The organism is Phycisphaerae bacterium (assembly GCA_035384605.1).
GTDB lineage: Bacteria > Planctomycetota > Phycisphaerae > UBA1845 > PWPN01 > JAUCQB01.
Window position 1 is genome coordinate 1 of sequence record DAOOIV010000130.1, and the last position, 14097, is coordinate 14097.

The following is a 14097-nucleotide window of genomic DNA, read 5'->3' on the forward strand; positions in this document are numbered from 1 at the left end:
GGCTGGCTGGGTGCGCCCCTGCGCATCGCGTTGGGCCTGGCCGGGCTGGCCCTGACCGACGCCGGCAGCCTGGCCGGCTGGGACAACGTGTGGACCCAGCAGATCAAGGCGATGGGTCATGGTCTCGCCGGAGCCACCCTATTCTTTGCCGGTGGTAATACGTGGGACAAGGAATTCACGTTCCGCGTCCGGTCCGGTTCGGTGAACGGCCCGCAGGTCGGACCTGCCAAGACGGGACGCGGCGCCTTCCAGGCCAGTACGTCGGGCCATGTTGCCGCGAGCTGGAGCCCGAGCGAGGTCGCGCTGACCCCTGGCGTCGTTTACTATCTCGAAGTCTATCAGTCCTACGGGTTCAACCCTTACAAAATGACCAAGTCGGTCAATGCGTACCCGGACGGTTATGCCTTCAAGAACGGCAGCCCGCAGACCGGCGTCGATCTGCACATGCAAGTGGTTGAATGGGCGGACGAGCCCGCACCGCCCGAGCCGGTCGAGGAGGATTTTGAAACCATGCCGGTTTGGTCGAGCAGCTACGACGCCGCCTGGGGCAGTGCGGCCACGTGGTCGATCGTCAGCGGTGGTCAGGCGGGGAACGCTTTGCAGGTCGGCCGCAGCTCCGGCGGTTCGTCGGTCAAGGCCAGAATCTACGCAGTCGCCGCAAACACCGATTATACGCTCACGATCTACTCGCGGTGCCCAAGCTACAGCGGTACCTACTGGGCCGAGTGTGCCTACAAGCTGGGCTACAGCACAGCAGAGGATTTCGATAGTTCGCCGGCAGGCTGGACCGTTATCAAGAAGTTCTCCAACGACAGTGACAACGGCAACGGAAACGTTTGGACTCAGTACACCAAGACCTTTAACAGCGGAAGCGTCACGCAGATAACCGTTGCGTACAAGCTCGGCTCCTACGGCGGCGCCGGTCCAAACGTCGCTTGGGACATGCTGCGGATCACGCCGCCAGGTGTCGAAGTGCCGGAGATCACTCTGAATCCGACATCGTTGACTCCCTCGACGTGGCAAGGTTCGAGCCCCGCTGCCGATTCGGTGACCATCCAGAACACCGGCGAAGGGACGCTTGAGTACACGATCACCGATAATGCCAGCTGGCTGAGCTGCACACCGACCAGCGGTACCAGCACCGGCGAGGCCGACACCATCACGGTGAACTACTCGACGGCCTCGCTGACGCCGGGGACCTACTATGCCACAATCACGGCGAGCGATCCTGAAGCGAGCAACAACCCGCAGACGATCGCGGTCTCGCTGACAGTGGTTCAGCGGCCGGTGATTACGCTCAACCCGACATCGCTCAGCCCGGTGACCAATGAGGGCAGCAGCCCGCCGGCCGGTTCATTTACTGTGCAGAACACCGGGGGCAGCATGCTCGAATACACGATTAGCGACAACGTGACCTGGCTGAGCTGCACGCCGACCAGCGGCACCAGCACCGGCGAGGCCGACACCATCACGGTGAACTACTCGACGGCCTCGCTGACGCCGGGCACCTACTACGCCACAATCACGGTGAGCGATCCTGAAGCGAGCAACAACCCGCAGACGATCGCGGTCTCGCTGACGGTGAACGAGGTGAAGCTGACCGTGGCTGAGGACTTCAGCTCGATGCCAAGCTGGTCGAGCAGTTGGGACGCCGCCTGGGGCAGCGCGGCGACGTGGTCGATTGTCAGCGGGGGGGAGTCGGGCAATTGCCTGCGTGCCAGCCGCAGTTCACAGGGCTCGTCGGCCAAGGTGAAGGTGTACAACATCACGGCCGGTAAGAACTACACCGTCTCGATCTACATGAAGTGTCCGAGCCACGGCGGAAGCTACTGGATGGAGTGTGCCTACCGGCTGGGCAACTGGTCAGCCCAGAACTTCGACGAGAGCGGCGGTTCGTGGACGATGATCCAGAAGTTCGCCGACGGCGGACCCAACGGAAACGGCAACACGTGGGTGCAGTACTCGGCGACGTTCAACAGCGGCAGCAACACCCAGATCAGCGTGGGCTACAAGCTCGGTTCTTGGGGGGGCGGCGGTCCGACCGTCTACTGGGACACGCTGCGGGTTCAGTAGCGCGGCAGGCGAGAGAAGAGCGGAGGGGGCGGGCCGGGCGAGCGAGTTGCCGGCCCGCTCCGAGGCCGGCAGGGAGGAAGGCCGCGATGACCAGTCTCGTTCAACTCGCGAATGCCGGTGCGGCGTGGTTATGCCTTGCAAGGGCTCCATGGCCGCGTGGTTCACATTTCATTTGTGTTTTGGTCAATTGGAGGTTCCCATGTACGTGCCCACCCATCGAAGCCTGTTGTGCCTGCTGGCGGCAGGCCTGATCAGCAATATTGCGACGGCTGCCCAGCCGAGCGGAAGCAAGCTCGGCCCGCACCTGATCATGAGCTACACGGACCCATGTCATGACTTCATCAACGCCCGACCTCAGGTCATCAAAATCCTCGGCTGCGACGGAACAATGATGACGGCCGTTCGGGATTTGAAGACCTTGGCCCCGGATGCCATTTCCGTGTGCCGGATATACACCACCGTCGGCTACAACATCGGTCAGGATCCGGCCTGGGCCGCGCAGCATTTCTGGACCAACGTTCTGGCTCCGCCGCTCAATGCGCTTTCTCCTGCGGACAAGGCCCTGATCGACTATGTCGAGGGGCCCAACGAGTGCGACAGCACGCCCTGCTGGGGCACCGTCCAGAACGCCCAGTGGCTCAACAGCTTCTGGCTGACCTTGACGCCGCTGATCGCCAACGCCGGATTCCGGCCATGCCCGTTCAGTATTCCGGTAGGCAATCCGTCCGGTTCGCCGAGCGAAGTCCAAGCCCAGTTGGACGCCATTGTTCCGGCGCTGAGGCAGTGCAAGCAGTACGGCGGTGCCTGGAGCTATCACTCGTACACGATCCCATACACAACGGATCTCAATGTCGAGATCTGGTATTCGTTGCGCTACAGGCAGTACTACGACTACTTTGCCACAAATTACCCTGATCTGATTGACCTGCCGATCATCTTGACCGAGGGTGGTGTTGACGGGCAGACTGGTCCGGCGGGGGCCGGGTGGATGGGGGGCGGTGACGCGGCCAAGTACCAGAACTGGCTTGCCTGGTTCGATGCCCGCATGCGTGAAGATGCATACGTACTTGGATGCACGCTGTTCCAGACGGGCTCGGCCGGCTGGGAGTCATTCAACACCGATCCGATCTCGCCCTGGCTGGTGTCACACCTTAACAGCATTCCCTATGGTCCGCCCGATGCCCCAACGGGACTCACGGCAACGCCGGGCAACGGCCAGGTGGCCTTGAGCTGGAACGCCTCGGCTGGCGCGACGAGCTATGACGTGAAGCGATCGACCGTCAGCGGCGGTCCATACACGGTGATCGCCAACGACATCACCACCACCAGCTACACGAACACCGGCCTGACCAACGGGACGACCTATTACTACGTCGTTTCGGCGGCTAACAGCGAGGGTGAAAGCCCGAACTCCGCCGAGGCAAGTGCCACGCCGCAGGTTCCGGTGCCGCCGGTCCCGACCGGATTGACCGCAACGCCCGGAAACGGTCAGATTGCGCTGGCGTGGAACGTCAGTGCCGGGGCGACGAGTTATAACGTCAAGCGATCGACAGCCAGCGGGGGTCCATATACGACGATCGCCAGCCCGACGACGAACAGCTATACCAACACGGGTTTGACCAATGGAACCGTCTACTACTACGTGGTCTCGGCGGTTAACGCGGCCGGCGAGAGCGCGAATTCCAGCCAGGTTAGTGCAACGCCCACTGATGCCGTCGTCGCCGAGGATTTCAACTCGATGCCGTCGTGGTCATCGAGCTACGACGCTTCATGGGGCTCCGCGGCCTCATGGTCGATCGTAGGTGGCGGCCAGGCGGGCAACTGTCTCCAGGCGTCGCGGCCCTCGCCGGGTTCGTCGAGCAAGGTGAAGGTGCACAGCATTTCAGCCGGCGCGAACTACCAGATCTCGGTTTACATTAAGTGCCCAAGCGGCTCGTCGTACTGGGCGGAGTGCGCTTTCAAGCTCGGCAACTACTCGGCCCAGGACTTTGACGGCAATTCGGGGACGTGGACGTTGATCCAGAAATTCGCCAGCGACGGAGCCAACGGCAACGGCAACACCTGGGTCCAGTACACGAAGACTTTTGCCAGCGGCAGCAACACGCAGTTGAGCGTGGGTTACAAGTCGGGTTCCTCGATCGGTACCGGCCCGACCATTCAGTGGGATACACTGCGGGTGACGCAATTGGCTTCCGTTCCGATGATCGCCCTCTCGCCGACGTCGTTGGCCCCCTCGTGCACCCAGGGTGGCAACGCCGCCGGTCAGACGTTCACCGTTGCTAACAGCGGCACCGGCGTGCTGAACTACTCGATCAGCGACAATGTCTCGTGGTTGTCCTGCTCGCCGGCCAGCGGGACAAGTACGGGTGAGCAGGACACCATCACGGTGACGTACTCGACCAGTGGTTTGTCGGCCGGGACGTACTATGGCACCATCACGGTGAGCGATCCGAACGCGAGCAACAGTCCGCAGACGATCGCGGTGACGTTGACGGTCAATCCCGCGAAGCTGACGGTGGCGGAGGATTTCACCAGCATGCCCAGCTGGTCGAGCAGCTACGATGCGGGGTGGGGCAGCGCGGCCAACTGGTCAATCGTCGGAGGCGGGCAGAGCGGCAGCGCCCTGCAGGCGTCGCGGCCAAGCCCGGGCTCGTCGTCGAAGGTGAAGGTATATGACATTACGGCCAACAGCTCCTACACCATTTCGGTGTGGATCAAGTGTCCGAGCGGGTCTTCATACTGGGCGGAGTGCGCCTACAAGTCGGGCAGTCACACGGCACAGAATTTCGACGCGGACTCGGGTAGTTGGACAATGATCCAGAAGTTTGCCAGCGACGGGACGAACGGCAACGGCGACACGTGGGTTCAATATAGCAAGACGTTCAACAGCGGGAGCAACACGCAGATCAGCGTGGGGTTCAAGCTGGGCTCGTCAAGCGGTGCGGGTCCGACGGTTCAATGGGACACGTTGAGAATTCAGTAATGGACATATGTACACCCGGCGGGTCGCGTGGCTGCGGCCCGCCGGGTGGTTTTCCATGATGCAGACGGTTTTTCGCGGCAGGTCTCTTTGAAGACGCGCAAGACGGACTGCCTTCCCGGATCGCAGACAAAAACGCACGGTGACCCAGAAATATGTGCGCAAGCCGCACACATGTCCGGCCATAAGACTCTCAGAACCTTACGGCGAGACATCTGTGCCGCTTGCGCGCATGTTTCTGGATCGCAGAACGTTTGGGTTGCGGCCCGCAAAAAGGCGGTCCGCCTTAGATGTTGGTTGCAGGATCAGCGTCGACTGGACACGGCCGGTATCCTGCCTTATCTACCTTGTCAGCAATCGTCTTTCCGTTTCCCGGAGGCAAACCATGCGCATTGATGACCTTGGCCGCAGTTGTCTGATCGTGGTTTTGGTGTTTCTCTCAATTCTGTGTGCCTGCCGATCGGCTCACGCCACGGTCGGCCCCGGCCAGTTCCTCGATGCTGCCGCGTTTGCCCGCGTCTGCACCTGGGACCCCCAGCGGGATGTCGGCGTACGGGCCGCTCGGCTGCAGGAGATCGCGGCCGAGGACCTATCCCTGGAGACGGATCTCGTGCCCGATTTCCAGGGCAACTACAGCGTTCCGCCGGCGGCCAACGGCGAGGCGTGCATCGGTCTCCAGTGGCTCGAGGCCCGACCTCTCACGATGCTCTGCGTCGAGTTCAAGGAGTCGCCTCCTGGCCCGGGCAGGATCCAATTCTGGCAGGGCGAGACGGTTTGGCAGGGCAAGTGGATTGCAGTGGACGGCGACCTGAAGGCCGAGGGCAGTTCCTGGACCTTCACCCCGGCCAAGCCCGGAGGCCTTCACTGGAAGGTCCGTTGGATCGTTCCCACCGGTGGTAAGCCCGTCGTGGTCAAGAGCCTGAACGCAAGGACTGCCTCGACCATGACCACTTCACAGATCTTTGTGCAGAGCGATCCTGCCAAGCCCGGTCAGAAGGCCGAACTGGAGCTCTACAACGGTTACATCGTTGGGGAACAACCAAGCAAGGCAACGTCGTGGGACATGGGTTCGTCTCTGATACTGCCCGCCGTCAACCATGTTTCTTCGGAGGCCATTCGCCAGGTGCGCGCCGATCGGACGATGATCCGGTTTCGCCTGCCCGACGGGGCCTTTGCGGTGGCCATCGACGATGTTCTGGAGCGAGGGCCCGTCTACCTGCCGCACGTGGGCCTTTTTGTCAGCAAGAACCCACCGGCAAAGAGCCTGGAAGAATACAAGCGGGACATCGCGGACAAGAAAAGCGTTTTGCAGCGGGTCCGAGAGATGCCCGACCAGACCCGCGAGCGGGCGATGAAGATCACTCACTATGATCCGCGCCTGGATGCCGGGCGGATGATGATTTCGCTGGCCTGCGACAACGCCAAGTTTGTCACCGAAGCCAACGGGACGATAAGCTATTTTGAGCATTTCGACAGGGACGAAAAGGGCGCTAAAGCCGACTATGTTCTCGCGCCGACGTTCGGCAATCCGCGCGTTCTGGGCCAGTCTCAGGGCTGGGGCATTCTCGGCCTCAACAAGGCCGCCCACGTTGACCCGGGCAGTGCGATGCCTCTGCGCATCAGGGAAAAGAGCTACGAGAAAGGCTTGGGGCATCATGCTCCGGGTGAAATCGTCATTGATGTGAGCGAAGGCTATGACCGCTTGGAGGCCGAGGTTGGCGTGCAATGGATGGGCGGCGGTACACCCGGCAGTGTGGTGTTCCAGGTATTGGTGGACGGCGAGAAGAAGTTCGACAGCGGGGTCATGCGCGAGAAGGACGACCCCAAGCCGGTCAGTGTGCCGTTGGCCGGCGCTCGTACGTTGACGTTGAAGCTGACCGATGCCGGCGACGGTCTGGGTTTCGACACGGCCAACTGGTGCGAGGCCCGGCTGATCAGCAAAGGGCGGGGGGGGCAGCCGGTTTATATCACGGAGTTGTTTTCCGAAACGCCCAAGCTTACGCGTCATCTGGAAGGCGGATGGTTGCCCGCTCCGGTGATCACTGGGAAAGCGGGTGGCGTCGAGTATCGGCAACGGATGTACGTTGTGCCGTTTGCCAAGGAGAACCTCCCGAGCGCGCCGCTGTGGCTGAACGAAGAACCACTCTGTGTGGTCGAACTGTCCATGAAGAACGGTGATGCGGAACCCGCGGACGTTGGGGCATCCTTTGTCTTGTCCATGGGCGCAGCCGACACCTGGCCGCCCGCTTGCGAGACGGTCGCACATCGCACGGTCATCTCCGCCGGCGGCAAGCTCGTGGGGGTGTTCGATAGCAGCGAGTTCGCTGGGGGCAAGGTTCGTTGTGAGAAAGGTCGTCTTTCCATATCCGGGCAACTGCCGGTCGGCGGCATCGCCCGCTGCCATCTGTATCTGCCCGCGTGGAAGATGACGCCGGATCAGCAGGGGGAATTGTCCGGTGGTTCCGAGTTGTTCGGTCGTTTCAAAGCTTACTGGGAAGCGATCATGGCCCAAGGCGCGCAGATCGAGTTGCCGGACCAATGGATCGCCGATGTCATTCGGGCCAACCAGGTTCATATCCTCTTGGCGGCGCGCAACGAGCAGCAGGGCAGGCAGGTCGTTCCGTGGATTGCCTCGGACCGGTATTGGGTGGCCATCGACAGCGAGGGCAACTCGGTCATTCGCGGTATGCAATACTGGGGACATTTCGATTTCGCCCAACGGTCTTTTGAGTACTTCTTCAGTCACTACAAACCCGAAGGTTACATGACCATGGGCTACACGCTCATGGGCAACGGCTGGCATCTGTGGGCTCTGGGCGAATACGTGAGACTTGCCAGGGACGACGATTGGTTCAAGTCGGTGGCTGAAACGCCGGCGGGGTTGTGCCGCTGGGTGATGGCCCAACTCGCCAAGACTCGCAGGCTCAAGCCCGACGGGCAGAAGATGCCGGAGTACGGCCTGATGCCGCCGGGCGTCCAGGCCGACTGGAACGCGTACGCGTACTATTTCTATGCCAACAGTTACTTCCGGGCGGGTCTGGAGGCGACCGGCCGTGCGCTCAAGGCCGTGGGGCATCCGGATGCGGACAAGATAATGGACGCGGCCAGGGATCTGGGTGATGAGATCCTGCGATCATTCAGGCAGGCTCAGGCCCTCGCACCGGTGGTTCCGCTGGCCGACGGCACCTGGGTGCCGTATTACCCCGCGTCGGCGTACACGCCGGGCCCGATGGCCGACTACTACCCGGGGCAGGACGGCAATCGCAGTTGGGCCTATGACGTGGACCTGGGGCCGCATCACATGGTCCCGCTGGGGACGATGCCGCCGGATGCGCCGGATGTCGACTGGATCATGGACCACATGGAGGACGTGCAATTCCTTTCGGACGGCTGGGGTGGTTATCCGGCCGATCGCAACCGCGCCAACTGGTTTGACATGGGCGGTTTCGCCAAGGTGCAGCCGTACTACGCCCGGAACGCGGAAATCTGCGCGATGCGCGACGACGTGAAGCCGTTTATTCGCAGCTACTTCAACACGCTGGCCTCGCTGATCGACGGGACGTGCCTCTCGATCTTCGAGCACTTCTCAAATTTCTGCTACAACAAGACACATGAGACGGGCTACTTTCTGCACCAGTCGCGGACGATGCTGCTGACCGAGCGGGGCGACGAACTCTGGCTGGCGCCCTTCGTGACCGACAACTGGTTAAAGGATGGGATGACGATCAGCGTGAAGAATGCCCCGACATTCTTCGGGCCGGTCAGCTATGAGATCGTCTCGTCGGTCGGCAGCGGGCACATTGACGCCGTGATCGATCCGCCGGCCCGGACAAGGCCGAAGGCTATCGTTCTTCGCCTTCGGCATCCGGAACGTAAGGCGATCAAATCGGTCAGCGTCGACGGCCGTTCGCATGTCGACTTCGATCCGAACAAGGAGACGGTGCGAGTTGTTCCTGCGGACAAGGCGATCCGGGTGGAGGCCCGCTATTGACGTCCTGGCGCGGCCTGCCGAGCGACCAGTTCATTACCGGGTGCCGTCGTTCTCGGCGGATGGTACAGTCGTCACGGGGACGCCCGCGGGGGCGACTGCCTCGGCATGCTCGTCGAGGCGGTCCTCCCAGAGATACTTGCGCGTCTCCGCGATGACGACGCCGCTCAGAAACAGCAGCGCGATCAGGTTGGGAACGGCCATCAGACCATTGGCGATGTCGGCAAAGTTCCAGACTGATTGCAGCTTGACCACTGACCCGATCATGATCGCAATGACCCAGAAGATGCGGTAGGGGAGTACCGCTTTGGTACCGAGCAGGTACTCGCATGCCTTTTCACCATAGTATGACCAGCCCAGAATGGTGGAAAACACGAACGTCAGCAAGCCCACCGACAGAATCAGCGGTCCAATGCGTCCGAGGGCGTGAAAGGCGGTTTTGGTGAGGGCCGGGCCCTCGACGCCTTGGTGCCAACGTCCGGAACTGACGATGACCAAGCCGGTCAGAAGACAGATCACCACCGTGTCCCAGAAGGTGCCGGTGGAGGAGACCAGTGCCTGTCGCACCGGGTTCTTCGTTTGGGCGGCGGCGGCGACGATGGGAGCGCTACCCAATCCGGATTCGTTCGAAAAAAGCCCGCGGGCCACACCATAACGCATTGTTTGCAGGATGCCAACGCCGACAGCGCCTCCTGCCGCAGCCTGGGGGGAGAATGCGGATTTCACGATCAGCACCAACGCCCCCGGAACGGCCTCGTACCGGATGATCAAGATTCCCAGGCAACCGGCCACGTAGCAGACGGCCATGATCGGAACAAGGAGCCCGCACACGTGGGCAATCGATCGAATCCCTCCGAGGATGACCACGCCTGTCAGCACAGTCATGACGATACCGGTGGCCCACTTCGGCATCCAGACTTCGGTTCCCCCCAGCAAGGCCGGCAAATGCATAGGCTCGGCGAGCATTTCGGAAATGGAATTGGCCTGGACCATGTTGCCGATGCCGAAAGCTGCAACCGCGGTGAAAAACGCGAACGCAACGCCGAGCCACCGCTGCTTCAGCCCCCGTTCCAGAGCGTACATCGGTCCCCCGGCCATTTGCCCGTCGATCGTTGTGATACGGTACTTAACTGCCAGGACACCTTCCGCGTATTTGGTTGCGATCCCGAATACCCCTGTCAACCACATCCAAAAGACGGCCCCCGGACCGCCCAGCGACACCGCCGTAGCCACGCCCACGATGTTTCCCGTTCCGACGGTTGCGGCCAAGGCGGTCATCAGTGCCCCAAAGTGGCTGATATCGCCACTGCCTTCGCGCTTGCGGGCAAGAGACAGCCGGATTGCCTTGAAGACATACCTTTGGATGAATCGCAACCGTATGGTCAGAAACAAGTGGGTTCCCAGCAACAGGATCAGCAGCCACGGTCCCCAGACCCAATCGACCGCAGCCGACAAGAAGTTCTCGACCAATCTGAGCCAATTGCTCAGTTGTTGCGGGAGACTTGCAATGATAGGCACGCCGGCACGTCCTTTCGTTTGTGTACCGCAGACCGAGGCTCACGCCGCGATGAACATGCGATATGCTCTTGAGATCGGCCATCCGGCGGCGACAGCGTGACTCCGAGAGCGAGAAAAGTCGGCAGACGTGTTGCCCGCGCCCAATGCCAGAGCCGATTGACGCCACCGCTCGTTGCGTCTAACCTCACGGGATGGACGATCAGCCTTCCATACCGAACGGTCCTCGGCAGACGGGGTCAGAGCCGGTCGCGCACGAGGGCCGACCGAGCGACCGGCCGTATACCTTTGAAGACCTCAAGCGTGGTTTCCGGCGTCTGGGCCCCATGGGTCCGATGGCCATCATTGCGGCCAGCCTTCCGGCCATCGGGGGCTTCGCGGTATTGGGGACGATGGGCCCGATGGGTGCTTGGTTACGCGATCATGGGACCCTGGGTGTGGGCGTGTTCATAACTGCTTTTGCGGTATTGGCGGGGCTGGCTTTGCTGCCGACGTACGCTCAGTCGGTGCTGGCCGGGTGGGCATTCGGCATGGCCACGGGCTCGGTCGCGGCCATGGCCGGTATCGCGGGGGCCTCGCTGATCGGCTATGCGGTTGCGCGCCGTGGGGCCGGCGATCGATTTGTCAGACTGATTGATGAGCAACCGAAATGGCGGGCGGTTTACGATGCCCTGGTCCGGTCGGGGCCTGGCAGGGCACTGCTTACGGTTACCCTGTTGCGCATACCGCACAACTCGCCTTTTGCCATCACCAATCTGGTCATGGCTTCATGCCGTGTGCCGCCTTGGATCTACGCGGTGGGAACGGTTGTCGGGATTGCTCCCCGAACGTTGCTGGCCGTCTACTTGGGAGCGCGCGCCCAGACTACCGATTTTGCCATGCCATCGGAAAAGTGGCTTTACATCGTCTGGGTGGCCGGGGCTCTTCTGGCCGTCGGCGTCGTTGGGGCAATCGCGAACCAGGCCATCAAACGAGTGACGGGCGTGGAGGCCGCAGACGGATAATCGTCGAAGGGGGATCCGCCGGCGCTTTACCCATCTGAAGCTAAACCAGTCTTCTTTTTCCATCGATTTTAGTAGCGCCAAGCTCTGGAGATGGCAGCGTCCGCGTCCGTGCTTTGGCGTTCAAGGTAGCTGGTCTGGATTTCCGGCATGACCGGGCTGCGGCGCTGCGTCTGTCCATGAGAGGTTGCGCGACGGGGCACGTAGCGATTCTAGAGCGTTGTGCCGCCTCGAAGGGAGGGCGGGGCCGTTCGAGAAGGAAGGTTGGCCATGGAGCGGTTCCAGCGGATTCTTGTCTGTATCGAGACACTTGAGAAAGCCCGCGGGCTGTTAGGGTATGCGTCGGCCGTCTCGCGTGCCGTCCAAGCTCGTGAGGTTCACCTGCTGCACGTGCAGTCGCCCGCGGCTACCCGACCGAAGGCGGTTGTCAACGGCGTAGCCATCGCAAGGAGAGGGATCACCACGAGCATTTTGCGCGATGCTGCGGCGGAGATCTTCCGGGGGCACGGGCGCGAGAAGGTGCAATGTTCGGTGGCAGGCGGGGTTCCCCTTATCGAGATTCTTCGCAGCGCCCGCAATCGGGACGTGGATCTGATCATTCTTGGTCGTCGCGGCGGCGAGCACTCGGGCAGTTCCCTTCCCAGCCGGGTGGCGACGAAGGCCCGCTGTTCGGTTCTGGTGGTCTCGGACGGGTCCGAAGCCGATTGGAAGCGTATACTTGTTCCTGCCAGAAAATCAGAGTGCTCGGCCCACGCTTTCGCAACGGCGTGCGACATGGGTGCGGCGACGGGGGCCGAGGTGCTTTGTCTGAACGTTTACCCAGTCCGCAGCGGCTATCTGAATGTCGGGACGTCGCTCGACGAGCACGCGGCGTTGCTCGGTGATTGGGCTCGGCACGAGTGTGAAGAACTGCGTGACAACGTCAATTCGAGCGGAGCCAACGTCAGGATCAAGTGCGTGCCCGATTTCTACCGCAAGCCGGTAGCGATCATGCTGGATCAGGTTGCCGGGGAGCATGCCGACCTGTTGGTGATCGGGGCCCAGGGTCGTCGCGGCATCGCCGGTCTGCTCCTGGGAGCGGTTGCCGATAAGATGATTCGTCAGAGCGACATTCCCGTGCTTGCCGTGAAGAAGAAAGGCGAAGCCGTAGGCTTGGCATGTGCGCTTCGTACCCTGGCCGGCTGAGGCCGACATATACGGCCGGGAGGCGGCAGTGACGCACGGGCTCGGGAGTGGTCGTTCCCGAGCCCGCTGCATGAATACTGCACTCCGTCAGGGCAAATCAGACCACAATTCTCGTGGCGCGCGTGACGTTCAGGTGATCGGAAAGCGCCATCCAGGCCGTCATGAGGGCCGGGATGAACTCATTTCGTGGCACGCGTCGACGTCCGGGTGATCGGAGAGGGCGGTGCAATAGACGTCTCCTTCGCCCGGACAGTCATTGTCTTCTTCGCAGAGCCAAGGGCAGCCGTACTGATCGCGGATCACGTCGGGGTCTTCGGTTTGAATCTCGCACAATCGGCAGATCGATTCGGGCCAGCTTTCGAAGTTCTCTTCGTAATAGATGCTTGCACCGATCACCGATCCGGCCTGTCCCGGCAACGATTCAAAGAACTCGACGCCACCCAAGAGTATGGACCCGTCCAGTTCATAGGGTCGTATTTCAAACGCCAGCATCTGGCGTTTTTCCAGGTCGTCAGGGAGGGCGAGCCCGTCGGGAGCGCCGGCCTGAACCGGCAGATCAACCACCAGGTAGTATCCCAAGCCGTAGCCGTTTTCCGCCGTGGTGAAGACCGGTGCGTACTGCGGCGGATCGAGTTTGATCCATCGGGTCTGACCGTACGGCACGATCCCCACGCCCGGGATTCCCCTGATCGCGTTGAGCTGGAGGACCGCACAGTCGCGGAAATAGGCCGTGAGGAAGAGTCTTAGTGTGACCGGATAACCGGCGTTATAGTATTCCGGTACGGGCACGGCAAATGCGGTGACGTCGTCGACGTCTTCGAGGACGGGTAGTCCCGTCGGAATGGCGTACAGGTAGCCGTAGCCGTTCTCGAAGTTGAGGGAGTAAGGGCCTTCGTAGTCGTAGTAGTAATCGGGAATGATGAAGTCATTGACGAAGAGATCGAACAATTGCGGTCCTGGCTGTCCCGGCGATCCGGGCGATCCAGGAGGGCCTGATCCGCCTGATGAGCCCGGGGGCCCGGCCGGCCCGCGGCAGTCGAGCGCGGTCCACAGCCCGTCGCCGTTCACGTCTTCATCGGGGTCCTGGACACCGTCAGCATTGAGGTCCCAGCACGCCAGGCCGTTGGTGCCGGGAATCGGCTGACCGGCCTCCCCTGGAGGTCCCTGGCAATCCAGCACGTCAACAACCCCGTCTTGATTTCTGTCCTCTTGTGGATCAGCGTTGCCGTTGGCATTCAGGTCCCAGCAGGAGACTGCGATCCGGCCGCTGGAATCGCCCGGTTGGCCGCTGAGGAGGACCCTAGCCCCTGATCAAGCATACTCCGGCGAGGTTTTCTCGCTTTGTTCGTAAAAAA

7 protein-coding genes are annotated in these 14097 nt (G+C 61.7%); 5 read left to right on the forward strand and 2 right to left on the reverse strand.

Annotation, left to right across the window (positions count from 1 at the left end):
- The 3 genes from PLL20_19210 to PLL20_19220 all read left to right on the forward strand — a co-directional run.
- Window positions 1–2073: hypothetical protein (locus PLL20_19210; protein HPD32127.1), on the forward strand; the 2073-nt coding region annotated here is incomplete at its 5' end.
- Between the two features lie 199 nt (window positions 2074–2272).
- Complete coding sequence (locus PLL20_19215) at window positions 2273–5056, forward strand: fibronectin type III domain-containing protein (GenBank protein HPD32128.1); 2784 nt, start codon at window positions 2273–2275, stop codon at window positions 5054–5056.
- Window positions 5057–5438: 382 nt separating this feature from the next.
- Window positions 5439–9044 (forward strand): NPCBM/NEW2 domain-containing protein, encoded by a 3606-nt coding sequence (locus tag PLL20_19220; GenBank protein HPD32129.1) that lies wholly within the window; start codon window positions 5439–5441, stop codon window positions 9042–9044.
- A gap of 33 nt (window positions 9045–9077) precedes the next feature.
- Here PLL20_19220 and PLL20_19225 read toward each other — a convergent pair whose 3' ends face one another.
- A complete protein-coding gene (locus PLL20_19225; GenBank protein HPD32130.1) occupies window positions 9078–10511 on the reverse strand; it encodes an alanine/glycine:cation symporter family protein in 1434 nt (477 codons plus the stop codon).
- Between the two features lie 446 nt (window positions 10512–10957).
- On the opposite strand from PLL20_19225, the gene PLL20_19230 reads away from it, so the two are divergent.
- Together PLL20_19230 and PLL20_19235 are read left to right on the forward strand one after the other, a co-directional pair.
- Complete coding sequence (locus tag PLL20_19230; GenBank protein HPD32131.1) at window positions 10958–11560, forward strand: VTT domain-containing protein; 603 nt, start codon at window positions 10958–10960, stop codon at window positions 11558–11560.
- Window positions 11561–11827: 267 nt separating this feature from the next.
- A complete protein-coding gene (locus tag PLL20_19235; protein HPD32132.1) occupies window positions 11828–12742 on the forward strand; it encodes a universal stress protein in 915 nt (304 codons plus the stop codon).
- 159 nt (window positions 12743–12901) lie between these two features.
- On the opposite strand, the gene PLL20_19240 is transcribed toward PLL20_19235, so the two are convergent.
- The gene (locus PLL20_19240; protein HPD32133.1) at window positions 12902–13921 is read right to left on the reverse strand and encodes a hypothetical protein; all 1020 of its coding nucleotides are present in this window, start codon (window positions 13919–13921) and stop codon (window positions 12902–12904) included.
- Window positions 13922–14097: the final 176 nt, after the last annotated feature.